This is a genomic window from Sphingomonas sp. Leaf33, from assembly GCF_001421785.1.
In the GTDB taxonomy this organism is placed as follows: domain Bacteria; phylum Pseudomonadota; class Alphaproteobacteria; order Sphingomonadales; family Sphingomonadaceae; genus Sphingomonas.
In genome coordinates this window covers 11,815-30,563 of sequence record NZ_LMLB01000009.1, presented here as the reverse complement: position 1 = coordinate 30,563, position 18,749 = coordinate 11,815, and the positions used below count along the sequence as shown (strand labels likewise).

The window sequence follows — 18,749 nt, the reverse complement described above, 5'->3', positions numbered from 1 at the left end:
TGCACGTCATAACGCCCATTCTGACCCACCACATCTGCGGCTACGCCGCCGTGCACCCGGTGTTCAATGATGCGCCGGCAGATAGGCACCTTGCCTTCGCAGCGGACTGGCGACGGGTACGGACTGCGCCGGCAACGTTGCCGAGCCGGCCTCCTGATTAGGTGTTTGATCTCACGGTTTGATCGTGCGGTCGTTTCGTTCGAATGGAAGCGAGCCGCATGGGACAAATTCGCCATGGGTGCGCCAAGGTCGTGTCCGTCAACGTGGTGTAATTTGGGGTGTGGCCCCGGGCTGCATCGTTCAGGCGGCCTTGGGTGTAATCTGTAGCGGCGTCACCTCCTCGATCTGTGGTGTGGCGAGAGCGACCATGCCCTCGATCTGCATGTAGCGGTTCTGGAGCTGGTACTCGTCGTTCTGCTCGAGGAGCACGGCGCCAATGAGCCGGGTGATGGTGTCCTCGTTGGGGAAGATGCCCATCACGTCAGCCCGGCGCTTCACCTCCTTGTTGAGCCGTTCGAGCGGGTTGGTGCTGTGCAGCTTCACCCGGTGCTGCTCGGGAAAGGTCATGTAGGCGAGCACGTCGTGCTCGGCGTTGTCCATGCAGGCGCCGAGTTTCGGCCATCTGGCGCGGAGCTGGTCGGCGACATGGCGCCAGGTTCGGGTGGCGGCGGCATGGTCCGGCTGGAGGAAGACCTGCCGGATCGCGGCGGCGACCATGGTGTTGTGGCCCTTGGGGACGTGCGCCAGCGCGTTGCGCATGAAGTGGACGCGGCAGCGCTGCCAAGTGGCGACGACGACGCGGGTGACGGCGGCCTTCAGCCCCTCGTGCGCGTCGGAAATGACCAGCTTCAAGCCCTTGAGCCCGCGCCGGACGAGATCGCGCAGGAAGGTCGACCAGAACGGCTCGGCCTCGCTCGGGCCGATGTGCAGGCCGACGATCTTGCGCTTGCCCTCAGTGGTGACGGCGACAGCGATTATGGCGGCGACGCTGACGATGCGGCCGCCCTCGCGGACCTTGAGGTAGGTGGCGTCGAGCCAGAGGTACGGCCACTCGCCGGCGAGCGGGCGCTTCAGGAAGGCGTTCACCCGTTCGTCGATGTCCTTGCACAGTTTCGACACGCTCGACTTCGAGATGCCGCTCATCCCCATCGCCTGGACCAGATCGTCGACGCGCCGCGTACTGACGCCGGCGATCCAGGCCTCCTGGATGACGCTGACCAGCACCTTCTCGACCGTCTTCCTCGGCTCCAGGAAGCCGGGAAAGTAGGCGCCGGTGCGCAGCTTGGGGATCTTCAGGTTGAGCGTGCCCAGCCGGGTATCCAGGCTGCGGTCACGGTAGCCGTTGCGCCACGTGCTACGCTCGCCGGACCGCTCGTGGCGGCCGGCGCCGATGAGGCCGTCGACGTCGGCCTCCATGATGATCTGCAGCACGCTCTCGGCAACGCTGCGCAGGAAATCGCCGTCTCCGGTCTTCGCCATCAACTCGGCAAGCGGTAGTCTGTCGTCGGTCATCGGGAAAAACTCCTCGGATGTTGGTGAAGCTCGACACTTCCACCTTAACCGATGAGCCCGGTGGCCACCGAGACGCCGAAGCCGGGGTGGGGCCTCGGCCCCACCCCGGCATACACCGTCATCTACACCAAGAAATTACACCACGAGCGCGGACGCTACCTGCGCCAAGGTCACGAATGCCTTTCGTGCGGCAATACAGCAATCACGAGCTTCGATCACGACGCGATTCGGGCGACGGCCAAAGTGCTTTCACGACAAGAGCTTCAAGCAGGTCCACACGTGTCTCGCCGGCTTCACGGCTGACTCTAGCTTTTCATTGGGACCAAGACGCTAACCTGGCATAAATCCTACGAATGCAAGGCAAAAATCGAATATAAGAGCCAGAATGGTTCTTGTCGAACCCATCGCCTGATGCCTTGCCTGAATAATCCAAATATGGGCGTTACCTATTAGTGGACGTAGTAGAAAATATTTGATTCTTTGATTGTCCGAGGCTTGACCCGACCCCTAACGATAGTCTCATATCGGGACAGATTCGGGGGGATCATGACTGGACTTGTGGAATCGGCGACGGCGATCATGCGCATGGCGGAACGGCGACTGGACGTCAGTGCGCACAACGTCGCGAATATATCGACGCCTGGTTATAAGCGCAGGATCGGCTTTGCCGAAGCCGTGGCGGCGGGTTCGTCAGGGCGGTTCGCAGGTGCCGGCGACGTCGCACTTTCGGTGCGCCACGATCGCGCCCAGGCACGGCTGGCGGAAACCGGAAACCCATTCGACCTGGCGATCAGTGGCGATGGCTATTTCCGCGTCCGCTCGGGTGATGCTGTCCTCTACACGCGTCAGGGGCAGTTCCGTCGCGACGCCGATGGCCTGCTGGTGACCCCGCAGGGCTATGTACTCCAGCAGGCAGGTGGCGGCGATCTCGTGATCGACGGTGCGACGATGACGGTGCGTCAAGACGGTATGGTGTTGGAGGGCGGGAGACCGGTCGCGCGGCTTGCGATCGAGGCCGGCGCGGATCCGGCGGCGATGACCGCGGTCGGTGAGAGCTTTTATTCGGTGCCCGAGGGCGCGATGGGAGAGGCCGAAGGCGCGCTGGTGCGGCAGGGTATGCTCGAGGGTTCTAACGTGACCCTTGGCGACGAGATGACGCAGAGCATGATTGCTGTCCGTCAAGCCGAAAGCGGTGCGCGACTGATCCAGCTTTACGACGAATTGATGGGCCGGGCGGTCAGCGCGTTCGGGGGGAATGGTCGATGAGCGGTGCCTATTATGTCGGGGCGGTCGGCCTCAACACCCAGCAGCGCGCGCTGGATGCGATCGCGAACAACATTGCCAACATCAACACTTCGGGCTTCAAGCGGTCCGAGGTACGGTTCGCCGATGTCGTCGCCAGCGGTCCCGATGTGACGCTGCTTCCCGCCGACCTGCAATCGGCTGCACCGACCCTCGCGGGAGTCGCGCTCGACGTCCAGTTCATGCTCAACGATCAGGGCGACCTCCAGAAGACCGGGGCGTCGATGGACATCGCGATCGAGGGCACCGGCTTCATCGAGCTGATGGGCGCGGACGGGCGCACGCTGCTGTGGCGCGGCGGGCGGTTGAAGGTCGGCGAGGACGGGCAGCTCGCGGGAGCGGGCGGCTTCGCGCTGAAGGCGGGGATCACGGTTCCCGACGATGCGACCACGCTGACGATCGCGGGCGATGGCACCGTTCGGGTCCAGGGGGCGGACGGCACCGATCCGGTCGAGATCGGTCAGATCCGGCTGGTGCGGGTGGCTGACCTCACCGGCGTCGAGCGGCTCGATGGCGGACTCTATCGTCTCGCCGAGGATGCGCGGCTCGATGAGGCGCAGCCGGGCGAGGATGGGGCCGGGCAGCTGGTGCAGGGTTCCGTCGAGCGGTCGAACGTCCAGCTGACCGACGAGATGGTCAAGATGATGCTGGTCCAGCGCGCCTATGCGGCCAATGCGCAGGTCGTCCAGGCCGCAGACCAGATGATGGGGATTGCGAACACGCTGCGGCGTTAGCCGCGAAGACGGGAGCGCGCCGAGAGGCGTGGGGGGATCGGGAAAATGCTAGTGGTTTTGGCGGCCGGGCTGACGCTCGTGCCGATGGTGACGGTCGACACTCGCGACGTGCGGGTAGCCGACCTGGTGCGCGACGCCGATCGCGAACGGCTGGACGCTGCGACCGCAGCACGCGTCGTATTGCGGCTACCGGCGGGGCAGCGACAGGTGACGTTGCCGGGGCCGGTGGCGGCGGCACTGATCCGCCGCGCCGGTGTCGTCGCCACAGGCACCGCCCCGGTAAGGATCACGATCCGCGCGGTCGTCCGCGGGGCCGCGAATTGCTGGACGAGCACGCGCTCGCTGGCCGTGGGCGAGACGATCACTATCGATGACGTCGCGCCCGCCGCCTGCAATGGTGAATCCGTGGCGATCGGATTCGTCGGGGGCGTGCCGACCGTGCGCGACACCGTGGTGGCGGGTGCGGCGTTAGGGCGGCTCGTACCGGCAACTGCGGGGCGGGTGGCGCCAGGGACCGCGCTGACCCTGCGTTCAATCGCGGGGCCGGTCACGATCGAGCGTAGTGTGACGACGATGCAGGCGGGCCGCTCGGGCCGTCGCGTTTTCGTCCGCGACGGAGAAGGGCAGGTCGTCGCCGCACCGCTGGCTTTGGTGGAGGACGCACGATGATCGCGCTCGCTCTGGCGCTTCTGACGCCTGTCGCCCCCGACGATCTGTTCCGCCGCGGCGGCTGGGGCGCGCTCGTGACCGACCAGCGCGCGCAGGCGCTGGGGGATGCGATCACCATCGTCGTGTTCCAGTCGACCGATGCGAGCAACTCCGCTCAGAACAGCACCCGCAAGGCAACCGATGTCGCCGCCTCGGTCGATGCGGGTGGGTTCGACGAGGGCGGTCGCGCGACGATCGGCGGGGGGTTTGCAGGGCGGGGAGAGGCGCGGCGCAGCGAGCGGCTGGTGACGCGGCTGAGCGCGGTGGTCACGCAGGTGCTGCCAAATGGCGACCTTGTCATCTCCGGACGCCAGCGGATGGCGATCAATGGCGAGCGCACCGAGGTCGGGGTGCGCGGACGCGTGCGAGTCGCGGATATCGGACCCGACAACAGCATCCTGTCGTCGCGCATCGCCGATGCCGAAATCGATTATGGCGGCCGGGGGTTCGTGACGCGCGGATCGAAGCCCGGGCTGATCAACCGTGTCTTTAGCTTTCTGGGGCTCGGTTGATGCGCGTGCTCCTGGTCCTCGCAGCGCTGATAGCGGCGGTCCCGGCCGCCGCGCAGGACGTACCGATAAAGGCGCTCGGCCGGTTCGACGGCTGGCGCGAGAACGCGCTGGTCGGATACGGCCTCGTCGTCGGTCTGTCCGGGTCGGGTGATACGCGGCGTAGCGTCGTAACGCGGCAGGCGCTGCGCAACGTCCTCAACCGGCTCGGCACCAGCGTCGCCGAGGCGGAGATCAGCAGCCGCAACGTGGCGGTGGTGATGGTGACCGGCACGCTGCCCGCCTCCGCCAACGTCGGCGACAAGATTGATGCGACGATCGCGTCGATCGGCGATGCCCGCAGCCTCGCCGGCGGAACGCTGGTGATGACTCCGCTGTTGGGCCCGGACGGCAAACCGTATGCGCTGGCGCAAGGACCGCTGCTGGTCGGCGGCCACCGGTTCGACAGCCAGCTGAATCGCGAGCAGCGCAATTATCCGACCTCGGCGATCCTCGAAGGCGGGGCGACGATCGAGGCGGCGGTCGACAGCGCGATCCTGAAGGCGAACGGCGAGCTGTCGTTCCTTCTCTCCGATCCCAGTTTCGCCACGGCCGAGCGGATTGCGGCGGGGATCACGCGCCGTTTCGGCCCGGGCATCGCCTGGGCCCGTAACGCCGACGAGGTACGCGTCCGCTATGTGGGCCCGCCCACCGGCCTGACCGGGTTCCTCGATGCGCTGGAAGGCGTGACGGTCGAGCCGGCGTCGCAACGCCGGGTAGTCATCAACGAGCGGACCGGCACGGTCGTCGCGGGCGGCGACGTGACGATATCGCCCGTGGTCATAGCGCAGGGCGACATCAAGGTGTCGGTGGTACAGGACGTCGCCGCTTCGCAGCCGGATTTCTATTCGGGGTTCGCAAGTGACGTCGTTCAGTCGGGCGGCGGCGTCCGCAGCCTGGTCGTGACCAACACCCGGCTCGACGTCGCGCAAGGTGTCGGCGACCGCGCCTTCCGCTTTCCGAGCACCACCATCGCCGATCTCGTCCAGGGTCTGTCGCGTGCGCGCGTCGATACCCAGCGGATGATCGGCATCCTGCAAGCCATCAAGACCGCTGGCGCGCTCCACGCCGATCTGGTCGTAAAGTGAGGATGATCCCATGAACGCGCTGACCCCGCTCATCATCGCCAAGGCGCTCGACGGGCTGACCGCCCGGGCCGAGGCGAGTGCCGCCAACATCGCCAACGCCAGCTCCCGGAATTATCGCCCCATCCGTGTCGACTTCGAAGCAAAGCTGCGCGCTGCGGCGGAACAGGGGGCTACGGCGGTTACGGCCGTGCGACACGACACGACGGCAGCGGCGATCCCCGCCTATGGGACCGAGACGCGCGTCGACCTCGAACTCGCGACCGCGTCGGCGACATCGATGCGCTATGCGGCGCTGGTCGACGTGTTGGGACGCGAGATGGGGCTGATGCGCGCCGCACTCGCTGGGGGGCGTTGAGATGCAGGCTGCACAGATCAGTCGCACCGGCCTGGATGTCGAGTGGCAGCGGCTTCAGGTCATCGCCCAGAACATCGCCAACATGAACACCAGCCGCGCGCCGAACGGGGAACCGTACCGCGCGATGCGGCTCTTGTCCGGCCCGGCCGGGCCTTCGCGCGATTTCCGCACCATGGTTCGCAGCGACGCGCGCGCGCAGGCGGCCGCGGGGGTGTCGGTACTCGGGCTGGAGCCGGTCGCGAACGGGGTACGCCGCGTGCACGAACCCGGTCATCCGCATGCCGACGCGCAGGGGTTCGTGACCTATCCCGACATCGATCAAGCCGGCGAGATGGCGCTGATGATCCGCACCGCCCGCGCCTACGAGGCCAACCTGACCGCGATGGGCATCGCCCAGCAGATGTATGCCCGCGCGCTCGACCTGGGGAAGCAGCAGTGACGATCGAAGCCATCCCGCCCCTGGCGAATGTCGGCGCCGCGCCGCTTGCGATGCAGATCGGCCCGGTCACCTCGCCGCCAGCCGTCGAGCAGGCCGCAGGCGGCTTCGGTGCGATGCTGATGAACGGACTCGGCGCGGTGAACGCGAAGCTCGAAAATGCCGATGCACTCGTCCGCCGTTTCGCGGTCGATGAGAATGTCCCCGTCCACCATGTGACCATGGCGCTGGAGGAGGCACGGCTGTCGCTCGAGCTGGCGATGCAGGTCCGCGGCCGTCTGGTCGAGGGGTATCGCGAACTCATGAATATGCAGCTCTGAGGCTACGTCGGTGATCGCACTCGATTCCTCACGCCGTCGTCAGTGGCTGCTCATCGGCGGCGTGTTTGCTGCCGTCGTCGCTCTCCTCGCGGGTGCCTATTACCTGTTCCTCTCAGGCGGCTTCACCGTGCTCGCCGACCATGTCCGCCCGGGCGAGGCAGCGGCGATCGTTGCCGAGCTCGACAAGCGTGGCACCGCGTATGAGCTCAAGGACGGCGGCACGACAGTGCTCGTCCCCTCCGCGGAGGCCGACGCAACGCGGCTGGCGCTGGTCCGCTCGGACGCGGCGACCGCCGGGCAGATCGGGTTTGAGCTGTTCAACAAATCGGACATGGGGCTCACCAACTTCGCGCAGAAGATCAACTACCAGCGTGCGCTTCAGGGTGAACTGGTCCGGACGATCACGCTCATGGACGGGGTCGAGACCGCCCGCGTCCACCTAGCGTTGCCCGAGCGCACGCTGTTCCGCGACGACCGTACCGAGCCGAGCGCGGCTGTCACCGTACAGATGCGGGGCGCGACTGTGCCAGATGGCGCGATGGTGGCTGGAATCCACCGCCTCGTCGCCGCGGCGGTACCCGATTTGCCCGCGGAGCGGGTGGTCGTCCTCGACGCAGAGGGCCGGGTGGTAAGCCAGGCCGGCGTGCCCGATCCGTCGTCGACCGCCGCTGCTGACCGATCGGTGGAGGACGAGGCCCGCGCGGCGGTCGAGCAATATTACCGGGCCCGTGCGCGTGCTGCGGTGGAGACGGCCCGGCCGGGCTTGCGTCACCAGCTCCGCGTCCTGGCCTTGCCGCAGGCCGATGGCGTGGTCGACCCCGCGCGCTGGACACCCGGCGAGACGGGGGACGCCCGCAATTTCCGCCTGCGGATGATATTGGTGACGCCGAGCCCACTCGACGCGTCGACGCAGGACGCGCTCGCCGCCGTGATCCGCCCGGCGGTGGGTCTTGATGACGCCGCGGGCGATCTGCTCCTTTTCGAAGCCGGTCCTCTCGTTGCCAGGACATCGCCGTCGACCGTAGCAGTGACGGCTCCCGCGCGCCGTTTTGTCGCGCCCGAGGCTCCGATCGCGGTCGAGAGCGATGCCTGGGGGCCGTGGTGGCTTTGGGGCGTCGCCGCGACGATCGTCGCGCTGGTGCTGATCGCGCGGTTTCGCCCGCGGGCTGCCGACCGTCTTTCGCATGACGAGCGCGAGGCGTTCGCGCAGACGCTGCGTCGACAGCTCGCGGTGACCGATGGAACCGGTCATGCTGCTCGCTGAGGATCCATTCGACCTCCTCATCGAGCGGCTGCGTGAGCTGCCGCCCGGTGATCGCCGTGGCGTGCTCGCGCGGCTGTCGTCGACCGAGCGGCGGCGGGTCGAGGCGGCGTTGCTGCGTCCGCCGTTGGTGGTGCAACCCAGCTTCGCGGCCGACATCGCCGAACGCATCGGTGCCGCCGCGACCCATCCGGGCATGACCGCCGCGACGCGGGAGGTTCTGTCGCGTCTAGTCGGGAACGAGGCGATGGTGGCCACGCCCGTCGCCGGTACGGGCCCGTCATTGTTCGGTCGCCTCGGCGACCTGTTGCGGCGGCGCTGAGCCATGGCTGTGATCAAGCAGGCAGGGGAAACCGGCCCGGTGCGCAGCCTCGCGTGTCCGCCGCCCTTGATGGCGGTGCGCATCGATCCGCGCGACGAGGCGATCGCGGCGCTCGTGGCGGAACGTGACACGCTTGCCGCCGATCTCAACGCAGCTCGCGCCGCGCTTGCGCTCGCCGAGACGCAGACGGGCGAAGCTCTGGCGGCTGCCGTGGTCGCCGCGCGGGATGCGGCTTATGCCGAGGGGCGGCGCGAGGGGCTGGCGGTGGTGAAGACGCGGGAAGCCGACCGCGTCGCGGCGATCGCCCGTGGGGTCGCTGAGGAAGCCGCGCGATTTGAAGAGCGCTTCGCCTTGATCGACAGCTTGGCCGCAGCTCTCGCCCGCGCCTGTCTCGACCGTATCTTCGCCCGCCCCGACGCGATGGCGGCGATGGTCACCGACGCGCTCGCCAGGCACGTCGCGACGCTCAGGGACGATACGGTACTGTCGGTCCGGGTCAGTGGTACCGATTTCGCGGACACGGTCGCGCTCGACGAAGCGGTGCGTACCGCAGGCGCACGTGCGACCGTGGCGATTGACCGCGACCTGCCTGCCGGGGCCTGCCGCGTCGCTGCCCGGCTGGGGCAGGTGGACCTCGATGTGCCGGCGCAATGGGATGTTCTCGCCCGTCTGCTTGACGACATGGCCACCGCATGACCGCGCACTCGTTCCTGACGATGGTCGCCGAGGTCGATCTCGCGATCCCGTATGGCGAGGTGCGTCGAGTGATGCCCGGGCGGCTTGAGGCGAGCGGTCCCGCTGCCACGGTCGGCGACCTCTGCCGCATCGGTGCCGCCGGACGGCTGGCGGAAGTGGCGGCGGTCGATGAACAGGGTCTGGTGCTGGTGCCGGTCGAGGATGGTGCGCCGGTGGCGATCGGTGCGCGGGTCGAGCCGGCCCCGGGCGGCGGCGCCGTCGGTGTCGGAGACGGTTTCGGCGGTCGTGCGATTGACGCGCTTGGCCGGCCGCTCGACGGCGGGCCCTCGATCCGGGCCGATGCGCACGTGCCGTCGCGCGGGATCACGCCGGGAATGCTCGACAGGGTCGCGCCCGACACGATCCTGGAGACGGGGGTGCGCGCGATCGATGCGCTGATGACACTCGGCAAGGGGCAGCGGATTGGCGTGTTCGCGGCGAGCGGGGTCGGCAAGACGAGCTTGGTCGAACAGCTCGTGGCACAGGTCGGCGCCACCCGCCGCGTTCTGTGCCTCGTCGGCGAGCGCGGACGCGAGGTCGAGGGGTTCTGGCGCGCGCTGTCGCAGCGCGCCGATGCCGATCGCTGCACGCTGGTGGCCGCCACGTCCGACGAGAGTGCAGCGATGCGCGCCCGCTGCGTTTCGACCGCATTGTGCCTTGCCGAATATTGGCGGGATCGCGGCGAGCATGTGCTGCTCATCATCGATTCGGTAACGCGCCTGGCGATGGCGCTACGCGAGATCGGGCTGGCCGCGGGCGAACCGCCGACGGTGCGCGCCTACACCCCGAACGTCTTCGCCGCACTGCCTAGAATCGTCGAACGCTGCGGCGCCGTGCGATCCGGCGGCGCGATCACCGCGGTGATGACGGTGCTGAGCGAGACCGACGAGGTCGACGATCCGATCGTCGAGACGATGAAGTCGCTGCTGGACGGTCACATCGTCCTGTCGCGTAGCCTCGCCGACCGTGGCCATTTTCCGGCGATCGATGCGACCCGCAGCATCAGTCGCCAGGCGTCGCGCCTGATCGCGCGCGACCATGCCGACGCTGCGCGTGCCGCGGCGGCGCAGCTCGCGACCTATGACGAGGCGCGGGTGATGATCCAGAGCGGCATCTATCAGGCAGGGACCAGCGTGGAGATCGACGCGGCCGTGGCGGGGCGTGAAGCGCTGATCGCGTTCCTGCGCCAGGGTCAGGACGAGCGCACGCCGCTCGCCGAGACGGTCCGGCGGCTCGGGGCCCTGGGGCGGAGCACGCGGCATGGCTGACGTCACGCAACAGATGCTGGCGGATTGCCGCGCGGCACAAGCCGCGAGGGTCAGGCGGGCGGAGGCGCTTCACGCCGCCGCACTACGAGCGGCCGCAACGGCAACCGAGGCGACCCGTGCCGCGACCGATGCACTGTTGGCAGCGGAAGCCGAGTGGCATCGTCAGATGGCGGAGAGCTTCGACCCGGTGCTCAGCAATCTGCTCGCTCAGGACGTGCTTGGGTGTGCGGCGGCGGTAGAGCATGCGATTGCGGGGCAGACGACCGCCGAGGCGGGGCGCGATCGATCCGCCGATGGCTGGCGACGGGAGGATGCGCGCAACGCTGCGCTGGAGGCCGAAGCGGCGATCGCGCTGCGGCGGATGCGGCGGCATGCCGACGAGCGGCTGCTTGCAAGCTTCGCTGATCGCGAGACGTTCCGGCGGGCCGTTCGATGACGCCGCCACTGATCGATCAGGGCGTCGCCCGCGACGACCCCGCGCGTTCGCTCGGCGCGCGTGACGTCGGGGTTGATGTGCCGATCCGCTTTGCCGACGTTATGGTGAGCAAGGATACGACGTCGGATAGGGCGGCATCCGCCCGTTTGGAGGTGCCTTCTCGCGTACTGACCGTTACGTTGACGGACGTGAGCAAGCGGGATCGCGTGATGGGCGTGCCCACTACGCCGGTTCGAGTGCTCGATCAGGTCAGCGTGTTCGATCGACCGGCGGCCGACGTTCCGCCAACGGACTCCGACTGGCCTTGGATTTCGGAAGTCGCGATCATCCTTTCTGACACCGACACGATCCCGCTCGCACCCGGGCCGGTGGCACGGATGTTTCCATCCGCGCCCGCCGGCCAATCGCTTTCAACCACGTCGGTTGTCATCGCTAGCGAACCGAAGAGCGACGAAGCGACGGCGGCCATTCCTGACCCTCGCGGTGCTGCTTCACTTGATGAGGTGCGGCCCATTTCCGTCCAAACGACAACCAGCGAGCCTGACGGGGAATCATCCGCGGCGCAGCGGCTACTGCATCGGTCAACGACGCCGCCGCCGGCGGCTGCAGTCGTTGTGGAGGTCCATGCCTCCGCACGGGGCATTGAGGTCGTGGCGCAGCGCGGGCCGACCGCTCCGTCGATGGACGTTAGCAAGCGGGATGGTGTAGCGGGCGTGCCCACCACGCAGGCGCGGATCTTTAATCAGGATGGCTTTTTCGGTCGACCGGAGGCCGACGCTCCGTCACTGCGCCCCTCTTCGCCCGCGGTTTCGGAAGCGGCGATGATAAACACGGGCGCCGCCACGATCCCGATCCCGATCTCGATCGGAGCCGGTCCGGTAGGGGGAGTGTTTCCACCCGCTGCCACAGGCCAATCGTTTTCTGCTGCATCGGTAGTCATTGCGAGCGCGCCGAAGAGCAGCGAAGCGATGGCGACTGTTCCAAACCCCCGTGGTGCTGCGCCGCCTGGCGAGGTGCGGCCCATTTCCATTCGGACGACGACCGGCGAGCCATACGGGAAATCATCTGTTGAGCGGCTTTTACTGCATCGGCCAACGCCGCCGGCGGCATCGGTCACCGTCGCGGTCCATGCCGCCGCGCGGAGCATGGAAGTCGTGGCTCAGGTTGCCGGTCTCGACGAGCGTGAGCGCGCCACGCTCGCCGACGAGATCGCCGCCCTTCTCTCCGCGCACGGCTATCCGCCCGCGCATATTTCAGTCATCGCGGCCGCCCGCGCCGCTCGCCAGGAGCATCGCTGATGCAGGCCACCCCCGCTTCGCCGATCACGTCGACGCAGGTGCAACCGCCTGCCGCCGATGCCTCTACGGGCCAGGCGGCGGCGAGTGCCTTCGGTCTTGGTTTCGATGCGCTGCTCAAGATCATCTTGACCCAGCTGACCTATCAGGATCCGCTGAAGCCGATGGACAATTTCGAGTTCGTCTCGCAGCTCGCCCAGTTCAGTCAGGTCCAGCAAGGGCAGGCCAGCAACGACCGCCTTCAGGCGCTGGTCAGTGTGCAGGCGACAAATCAGGCGACGGGGCTGCTCGGCAAACGCGTCGACATCCCCGCAGGGGCGGCGACACTTTCGGGCACGGTCACGGCGATCGCGTTGTCGAACGGCACGCCGACGCTGACGATCGAGACGGACTACAAGCGAACGGTAAGCGGTATTGCGATCGGCAGCATCGCGCAGGTCAGGGAGAAGAAATGATGTTCGGTGCGATCTATATCGGCCTGTCGGGCCTCAACGCCTACTCCAAGGGGCTCCAGCAAGTCAGCAACAACGTCTCCAACCTCAATACCACCGGGTTCAAGGGCTCCAACGTTACCTTCCAGAACCTTTATGGAGCGTCCAATCGCGGCGGGCTCGCGATGACGGGCCAGGGGGGAAGCGGTGGCCATGGCGTCGAGGTTTCCGACGGCAAGCTCAACCTCAGGCAGGGCGAGCTGCGGACGACCGACCGCGACCTCGACCTGTCGGTCGACGGCAACGGCTTTCTCGTCCTCCTCGACGGCGATCGGACGTTCTACGCGCGCACCGGCAGCTTCGAGGTCGATCAGGCCGGCTTCATCGTCATGTCGGGAACGAATTACCGCCTCGCGACGCTCGACGCCGACGGCCGCGCGGTCAGTCTGTCGATCGATACGCGCCGGACCAGCGCCCCAAAGGCAACGACCGCGGTCACCTTCACCGACAACCTTTCGTCGAGTGCGACCGCGTTTACGGTCGGCGACATCAGGGTCTTCGATGCGAGCGGAGCCGGGCAGACCTGGACCGCCAAGTTCACCAAGGACACTGCGGCCGGCACAAACGCGTGGTCGATCGCAGTCACCGACGCCAAGGGGGTGGCGATTGGCACGCAGACGCTGAAGTTCATCGGTGGCACGGTCGATCCTGCAACCGCCAAACTCGACTTCACGGACACGGCGACGGGCCTGACGGTGGCGTTAGATTTCTCGGCGGGTGTCACCTCCTTTTCAGGCGGTGAGGTGTCGACGCTACGCGCGGCCAAGGTCGATGGATACGCCGCAGGTACCGCGACCGGGATCGCGGCCGATGCGGCCGGGCGGCTGCAGTTATCCTATTCGAACGGTGAAAAGGTGGACATGGGCGCGATTGCGCTCGCCGACTTTCGCGATCCCACCGCGCTCGAGCAGCGCGACGGGGTGTTCGCCGAGGTCCGGCCCGGTCAGCATCTGCTGCTGGCGAGCGCGGATTCGCGCGTCGGGCAGGTCCGCTCGAAGCGGCTCGAGGCGTCCAACGTCGACTTGTCGCAGCAGTTCGGCGACCTGATCCTGATCCAACGCGGCTTCCAGGCCTCGTCGCAGATCGTCAGCGTGTCCAACGACATGATCCAGCAGCTGTTCGGCATCCGGGGCCAGGGGTGACCGTCGACAGCCGTTCCTGGTTGCCTGCCGACACCGTCCCGCCGGCCGCGCTCGACGCGCTGGTCGCCGAGACGGTCGCGGACTGGTCGGCGCGCTGGTTCGTAGGCGAGGCGGTGCGATTCGCGCCGCTCTGCCGCGAGGCGCGCACGAATCTCGCCTGGCGCGCGCTGGATGTCGGGCTGATGCTCGGCACGACGGGCGACACGGCGCTCAAGACCGGTGCGCGAATGCTCGGCGTCGCCGCCGAGGATCGGGCGACCGTCGACCGTGCGCTGCTCGAGGAGGTAGCGGAAAACTGCCTCGTCGACCTGCGCGCACGGCTCGCCCGCCTTGCCGGTGTCAGCCCCGATGCCGAGTGGCGACCGGTCGTGCGTGCGCCCGGCTGGTGTGCGGCCATCGGTGGGCCGGCGGCGCAGATCGCGATCGCGCTGACCGACGCGTTTTTCGCGACGCTCGTCGCCCGCGTGCTTCCCTCGACTCCAGCGATTCCGCTCGGATTGGGCGGTGCCGCACTTGCCGCCGTGGAGGTCGAGGTCAGCGCGGCGGTCGGGCACGCGGATATCAGCGTCGCTGAACTGCGCGGGCTGGAGATCGGCGACGTCGTCGTTCTCGGCCGTCCGCTGGCGGAGCCGGTCCCGATCGCGGTCGACGGTCATCCGCTTGTCCGCGGAACGGCGCGAATCATCGCGGCCGAGCCTCCCTTCCTCGAAATCGTAGAAGCCGCAACCCGAGCATGAGCATCCTGTGACAGACGCAACCTCCACCATCGTTCCACGGGTCAGCGCCAAGCTGATTGATACCGTCGAAGTCTCGCTCGAGGCCTATCTCGGGGGTACCCGCATGAGCGTCGGAGCCCTCACCGCGCTCGAGCCGGGTGCGGTGATCGCGCTCGATGCGGCGCTCAACCGCGAGGTCGAACTGCGATTGAACGGCGTCGCGGTCGCGCGCGGAGAACTCGTCGCGGTCGGCGAGAGCTTCGGCGTGCGGCTCGCGGAGATCGTCGAATGGCCGCAGTGACCGCGGCGACGTCGATCGTTGCGATGCTCGCGGCCGCACCGGCGCGGCTGGGCGGTGGCGGTGCGATCGACGTCTCGCTCGGCCGGATCGTGTCGGCCCTGCTCGTCTGCCTGCTTCTCGCGGGGGCGGCGGCGCTGCTGTTGCGCCGGGGCGGCGGCCGGATCGACTGGCGCGCGCTTGCCGACTGGAAAAAGGCGGCCCCGGCCCGGCGGATCGTAGTGATCGAAACTCGCCGCATCAGCGCCCATGCCGATATCTGCCTGTTCCGCTGTGACGATCGCGACTATCTCGTCCTTTGCTCCGCCAGCCAGCAGCAGGTGTTGCGCGACCCACCAGCGGAGCCGGCGGCATGAACGCGCTTGTTACGGCAGTTTCCTTGGCGAGCGCCACGCTCGCGGGGGACGGGATCGGCAATGACGTTGTTCGGACTGCGCTGATCCTGACCCTGCTGGCCGTCGTGCCTGCCGTCGTTATCAGCATGACCAGTTTCGTGCGCACGGTGATCGTGCTGTCGATGGTCCGCCACGCGTTCGGGATGCCGGAAACGCCCCCGAACCCAGTGCTTATCGCGCTGGCGCTGTTCCTGACGGCGTTCACCATGTCGCCGACGCTGACCCGGATCAACGCCGACGCGCTGCAGCCGCTTGTGTCGGGCCGGATCGGGGTCGAGCGGGCGATGGAGGCGGGCGCGGCGCCGCTGAGGCGCTTCATGCTCGCACAGACCCGCGACGCCGATCTCGAATCGATCTATGCGATCGCCAAGACGCCGTTGCCGCGCCGCGTCGAGGATGTCGAGACGCTGAAGCTCGCACCCGCCTTCATCCTAAACGAACTCAGGGTGTCGTTCACGATCGGCTTCGTGATCCTCTTGCCCTTCCTGCTCATCGACCTGGTCGTCGCGTCGATCTTGCTCGCACTCGGGATGATGATGGTGCCGCCCGCGACGATATCGCTGCCAATCAAGATCCTGATGTTCATCCTGATCGACGGATGGGGTCTCGTCCTGCAGGGAGTGCTCGGCAGCTTCCGATGACGACAAAAGCGGGCCTCGACATCGTGGTGGTGCCGCCGCGCGTTGAGGCATCGCTTTGGCGTCGGCTGCGGTTCGAGAACGAGATCGGATGCCGACAACTTATCTTCGGCCGCTATCGCGCGCTCGCTCTCATCATCGCACGGCGCCAGCACGGTCGGCGGCCGCGGCACGGTGCCGATCTCGGCGACATGGAGCATTTCGCCTATGAAGGGCTGCTCCAGGCGATCGACCGTTTCGACCCGTTGCGCGGAATCCCGTTCGGTGCGTTCGCCCGGCGGCGGATCGTCGGCAGCGTCGCTGATGGCGTCGCGCGAATGAGCGAGGTCGACGATGCCTGGTCTCAGCGCCGCCGACAGGAGGTCGATCGAGCCCGGTCGCTGGTCGAAACGGACGCGAACGCCGCGGATCCGGTGGCCGCGCTCGCCGCGCTCGCCGCGGGGCTGGCGATCGGCCTCATGATCGAGGGCGGCACGATGCGGATCGGCGAGGACGCTCCCGATCCCCGCCCGGACGCCTACCAGAGCCTCGCCTGGCGCGAGCTTCAGGCACTCGTCGCGCGCGGTATCGACGAGCTTCCCGAGCGGGAAAGGTGGGTCGTCCGGCAGCATTACGAGGCGGGGGTCAGCTTCACCCAGATCGCGGACCTGCTCGGTCTTTCCAAGGGTCGCGTATCGCAGATACACGCCGCGGCGATCGGTCGGTTGCGCCAGCGGCTCAATGGTTACAGGAGATGACGGCATGATATGCGGCGATGAAGAGATGGGGCAGCTGATCGCGACGGCTGAGGCGGGGACGGGTGACGAGCTCGCGTTCGCCGAGCGGCTGATCGCTGCCTATCCCGATGACGCCCGCCTCCATTTTCTGCGCGGCTCGTTCCTGGCAGGCAGCGGACGGCCGATCGAGGCGCATGCGTCGCTGTCGCTCGCCGTCCAGCTCGCCCCGGACTTCCATCTCGCGCGGTTCCAGCTCGGCTTCTTCGAACTGACCTCGGCGGAGCCCGCGCGCGCGCTCGCGACCTGGGAACCGCTCGGCGCGCTTCCGGAGGATCACTATCTCTCGCACTTCGTCGCCGGTTTGACCCACCTTATCCATGACCGCTTCCCCGAGACGATCCGAGAGCTCGAGGTCGGGATTTCGGCCAATGGCGAGAACCCGCCGCTCAACCGCGACATGGCGCTCATCATCGAGCAATGCGGCGGTCTTGCGCCGCCCCCCGCAGCCGCGGAGCCGGTCGAGGAAGCGTCGGCGACGTCCTTCCTTCTTGGTCAGCTCGGGGGGCGGGGTACAACTCATTGACTAGGATCGCCGGCACTGACCACGTCCTGATGCTACTACGCGAGAAGCTCGCCAAGGCGGGCAGGAGCGGCGGAAGGGGACGGTCCGACCGCGCAGGTTCGGCGCGCGCCGACGCAGCACGCCCGGTCGAGCGGTTGCGAGCGATGGCTGGCTTCGATGCCCTTGGTGAGGAAGACCGTCGTCGCGCGGTGGTCCACGGCTTGCTCGCCGAAGAGCTGGGTGACGCCGTCGCCAACGATGCCGCGTTCGCAGCCGTCCTCGACGACGTCATGCGCGTGATCGTCGCGATGCCGGGCGGGGCGGCGATGATCGATCGCGCCGCCGCGGCCCTTCGCGCCGACTAGCTGCCCCGCGCGCCGATCCGCGCGAGCGCCTGTCCGATCGTCCGTCCTTTCTCGTCGACCGTGGTCGAGAGCGCCAGCGCGACGATCTTCTCCGCCCGCGCCCGATCGCCGCCACCCGCCGCGAGCATCGCCGCGGCGAGCGCGGCGGAGAAGGAGTCGCGGTCGAGCCGCTGAGCCACCTCGGTGCGGCGGCGGCCGTCCTCGACGTTGCCGGCGAGGATGTCGAGCACCGCGAGCGAGCCGTGAGCTTCGGCAAAGATGTCGTCGACCGAGAGCGCGCGCTCGAACCGCGCACGTGCTGCGGCAACGTCGCCCGCGAGCACATGAGCCCATCCGGCGGCGATCCAGGAACCGAGATGCGTGCCGAACAGCCCGGCACCGCGGTCGAGGTCAGCGGTCGCGGCTGTGCGATCGTCGTGGGCCAGCGCGACGAGTCCGCGCCCGACCAGCGCACGGGGATTGTCCGGATGCCGGACGAGGGCCGCATCGAACAGCGCGCCAGCCGCCGCCATATCCTCTTCGTCGAGCGCAAGGGTCGCCTGCGTCACGAGCGCCTCGGGATGGTCGCCCGCCCGCGCGGCGGTCGCCCGGGCCAGCTCCAGATCCTCGAGGTCGATCGCCAGCGTCGAAACCGCCGCGTTGAGACCGCGATGATCGGGGAAACGCGCGACCGCCTCGCGCGCGACCGCCTCCGCGCGATCCATCTCGCCGCACTCGTGCAGCAGCCCGACCAAGAGCTCGGCCGCCTGCGGAACCGCGGCGGCGGTGGCATCGTCGAGGACTGACAGTGCACCGTTCTTGTCGCCGGTCATCGCCAAGGACCAGGCGAGGTTGTAGCGCACCGCGGGTTCGTCGACGCCCGTATCCAGCATCCTGCGGAATGCGGCTGCGGCGGCGGTCCAGTCCTGCGCCGCCATCGCCGCAAGGCCCAGGACATGATCCATCGCCGGCGTAGGGCCGGCGATCGCGCGGTGGCGCGCGGCGAGGGCGGCGGCATCGTCGCTGCGGCCGGCATCGAGCGCGGCGTGGGCGGCATCGGCGATGAGCGCCTCGTTGTCCGGGTCCAGTTCGAGATAGGCTGCGACCTGATCGTAATCGGGCATGGG

25 protein-coding genes are annotated in these 18,749 nt (G+C 67.9%); 23 read left to right on the top strand and 2 right to left on the bottom strand.

All coding sequences use genetic code 11. The features are described 5' to 3' along the window. Positions 1 to 300 precede the first annotated feature (300 nt). Positions 301 to 1,512 carry an IS256 family transposase gene (locus ASE86_RS12170; RefSeq protein WP_056427274.1) on the bottom strand — a complete coding sequence of 404 codons (1,212 nt, stop codon included), beginning with the start codon at positions 1,510 to 1,512 and terminating at the stop codon, positions 301 to 303. A gap of 546 nt (positions 1,513 to 2,058) precedes the next feature. On the opposite strand from ASE86_RS12170, the gene ASE86_RS12165 reads away from it, so the two are divergent. From ASE86_RS12165 to ASE86_RS16225, 23 genes are all read left to right on the top strand, one after another. Then, positions 2,059 to 2,778, top strand: a complete 720-nt coding sequence (locus ASE86_RS12165; protein WP_082441892.1) for a flagellar hook-basal body protein — start codon at positions 2,059 to 2,061, stop codon at positions 2,776 to 2,778. Beyond that, entirely contained in the window at positions 2,775 to 3,548 is a 774-nt protein-coding gene (locus tag ASE86_RS12160) for a flagellar hook-basal body protein (RefSeq protein WP_056427270.1), read from the top strand. The genes ASE86_RS12165 and ASE86_RS12160 overlap by 4 nt, the downstream gene beginning before the upstream one ends. A gap of 45 nt (positions 3,549 to 3,593) precedes the next feature. Then, positions 3,594 to 4,217 carry a hypothetical protein gene (locus ASE86_RS12155; RefSeq protein ID WP_156347154.1) on the top strand — a complete coding sequence of 208 codons (624 nt, stop codon included), beginning with the start codon at positions 3,594 to 3,596 and terminating at the stop codon, positions 4,215 to 4,217. After that, on the top strand, positions 4,214 to 4,768 hold the full coding sequence (locus ASE86_RS12150) for a flagellar basal body L-ring protein FlgH (protein WP_056427263.1): 555 nt from the start codon (positions 4,214 to 4,216) through the stop codon (positions 4,766 to 4,768). The genes ASE86_RS12155 and ASE86_RS12150 overlap by 4 nt, the downstream gene beginning before the upstream one ends. Next, on the top strand, positions 4,768 to 5,892 hold the full coding sequence (gene flgI / locus ASE86_RS12145) for a flagellar basal body P-ring protein FlgI (protein ID WP_082441891.1): 1,125 nt from the start codon (positions 4,768 to 4,770) through the stop codon (positions 5,890 to 5,892). The genes ASE86_RS12150 and flgI overlap by 1 nt, the downstream gene beginning before the upstream one ends. A 10-nt stretch (positions 5,893 to 5,902) precedes the next feature. Then, positions 5,903 to 6,247: a hypothetical protein gene (locus ASE86_RS12140; protein WP_056427261.1), complete on the top strand. Its 345-nt coding sequence runs from the start codon at positions 5,903 to 5,905 to the stop codon at positions 6,245 to 6,247. Between the two features lies 1 nt (position 6,248). Next, entirely contained in the window at positions 6,249 to 6,686 is a 438-nt protein-coding gene (gene flgC, locus ASE86_RS12135; protein WP_056427258.1) for a flagellar basal body rod protein FlgC, read from the top strand. After that, positions 6,683 to 7,003 carry a flagellar hook-basal body complex protein FliE gene (locus tag ASE86_RS12130; protein WP_056427255.1) on the top strand — a complete coding sequence of 107 codons (321 nt, stop codon included), beginning with the start codon at positions 6,683 to 6,685 and terminating at the stop codon, positions 7,001 to 7,003. The genes flgC and ASE86_RS12130 overlap by 4 nt, the downstream gene beginning before the upstream one ends. A 10-nt stretch (positions 7,004 to 7,013) precedes the next feature. Continuing rightward, positions 7,014 to 8,267, top strand: coding sequence for a flagellar basal-body MS-ring/collar protein FliF (gene fliF, locus ASE86_RS12125; protein ID WP_056427251.1), 1,254 nt, complete (start codon positions 7,014 to 7,016; stop codon positions 8,265 to 8,267). Beyond that, on the top strand, positions 8,254 to 8,586 hold the full coding sequence (locus tag ASE86_RS12120; protein WP_156347152.1) for a hypothetical protein: 333 nt from the start codon (positions 8,254 to 8,256) through the stop codon (positions 8,584 to 8,586). The genes fliF and ASE86_RS12120 overlap by 14 nt, the downstream gene beginning before the upstream one ends. A 3-nt stretch (positions 8,587 to 8,589) precedes the next feature. Next, complete coding sequence (locus tag ASE86_RS12115) at positions 8,590 to 9,282, top strand: hypothetical protein (RefSeq protein WP_056427245.1); 693 nt, start codon at positions 8,590 to 8,592, stop codon at positions 9,280 to 9,282. Continuing rightward, a complete protein-coding gene (locus ASE86_RS12110) occupies positions 9,279 to 10,589 on the top strand; it encodes a FliI/YscN family ATPase (protein WP_056427244.1) in 1,311 nt (436 codons plus the stop codon). Before ASE86_RS12115 ends, ASE86_RS12110 begins: the two co-directional genes overlap by 4 nt. Next, positions 10,582 to 11,025 (top strand): hypothetical protein, encoded by a 444-nt coding sequence (locus ASE86_RS16050; protein ID WP_156347151.1) that lies wholly within the window; start codon positions 10,582 to 10,584, stop codon positions 11,023 to 11,025. The genes ASE86_RS12110 and ASE86_RS16050 overlap by 8 nt, the downstream gene beginning before the upstream one ends. After that, positions 11,022 to 12,323 carry a hypothetical protein gene (locus ASE86_RS16045; RefSeq protein WP_156347150.1) on the top strand — a complete coding sequence of 434 codons (1,302 nt, stop codon included), beginning with the start codon at positions 11,022 to 11,024 and terminating at the stop codon, positions 12,321 to 12,323. The genes ASE86_RS16050 and ASE86_RS16045 overlap by 4 nt, the downstream gene beginning before the upstream one ends. Then, entirely contained in the window at positions 12,323 to 12,775 is a 453-nt protein-coding gene (locus ASE86_RS12095) for a flagellar hook assembly protein FlgD (protein WP_056427235.1), read from the top strand. Before ASE86_RS16045 ends, ASE86_RS12095 begins: the two co-directional genes overlap by 1 nt. After that, positions 12,772 to 13,953 (top strand): flagellar hook-basal body complex protein, encoded by a 1,182-nt coding sequence (locus ASE86_RS12090; RefSeq protein ID WP_056427232.1) that lies wholly within the window; start codon positions 12,772 to 12,774, stop codon positions 13,951 to 13,953. The genes ASE86_RS12095 and ASE86_RS12090 overlap by 4 nt, the downstream gene beginning before the upstream one ends. A 20-nt stretch (positions 13,954 to 13,973) precedes the next feature. Continuing rightward, positions 13,974 to 14,690 (top strand): FliM/FliN family flagellar motor C-terminal domain-containing protein, encoded by a 717-nt coding sequence (locus ASE86_RS12085; RefSeq protein WP_162233336.1) that lies wholly within the window; start codon positions 13,974 to 13,976, stop codon positions 14,688 to 14,690. 7 nt (positions 14,691 to 14,697) lie between these two features. Beyond that, positions 14,698 to 14,970: a FliM/FliN family flagellar motor switch protein gene (locus ASE86_RS12080; RefSeq protein ID WP_056427225.1), complete on the top strand. Its 273-nt coding sequence runs from the start codon at positions 14,698 to 14,700 to the stop codon at positions 14,968 to 14,970. Next, a complete protein-coding gene (locus ASE86_RS12075) occupies positions 14,958 to 15,323 on the top strand; it encodes a hypothetical protein (protein WP_056427222.1) in 366 nt (121 codons plus the stop codon). The genes ASE86_RS12080 and ASE86_RS12075 overlap by 13 nt, the downstream gene beginning before the upstream one ends. Then, on the top strand, positions 15,320 to 16,003 hold the full coding sequence (gene fliP, locus ASE86_RS12070; protein WP_056427219.1) for a flagellar type III secretion system pore protein FliP: 684 nt from the start codon (positions 15,320 to 15,322) through the stop codon (positions 16,001 to 16,003). Before ASE86_RS12075 ends, fliP begins: the two co-directional genes overlap by 4 nt. After that, entirely contained in the window at positions 16,000 to 16,737 is a 738-nt protein-coding gene (locus ASE86_RS12065) for a sigma-70 family RNA polymerase sigma factor (protein WP_056427216.1), read from the top strand. The genes fliP and ASE86_RS12065 overlap by 4 nt, the downstream gene beginning before the upstream one ends. Positions 16,738 to 16,762: 25 nt before the next feature. After that, complete coding sequence (locus ASE86_RS12060) at positions 16,763 to 17,299, top strand: tetratricopeptide repeat protein (protein ID WP_235524094.1); 537 nt, start codon at positions 16,763 to 16,765, stop codon at positions 17,297 to 17,299. Positions 17,300 to 17,442: 143 nt separating this feature from the next. Then, positions 17,443 to 17,643: a hypothetical protein gene (locus tag ASE86_RS16225; protein ID WP_056427211.1), complete on the top strand. Its 201-nt coding sequence runs from the start codon at positions 17,443 to 17,445 to the stop codon at positions 17,641 to 17,643. Here ASE86_RS16225 and ASE86_RS12050 read toward each other — a convergent pair. Further along, positions 17,640 to 18,746: a tetratricopeptide repeat protein gene (locus tag ASE86_RS12050; RefSeq protein ID WP_162233335.1), complete on the bottom strand. Its 1,107-nt coding sequence runs from the start codon at positions 18,744 to 18,746 to the stop codon at positions 17,640 to 17,642. The genes ASE86_RS16225 and ASE86_RS12050 overlap by 4 nt on opposite strands. Positions 18,747 to 18,749: the final 3 nt, after the last annotated feature.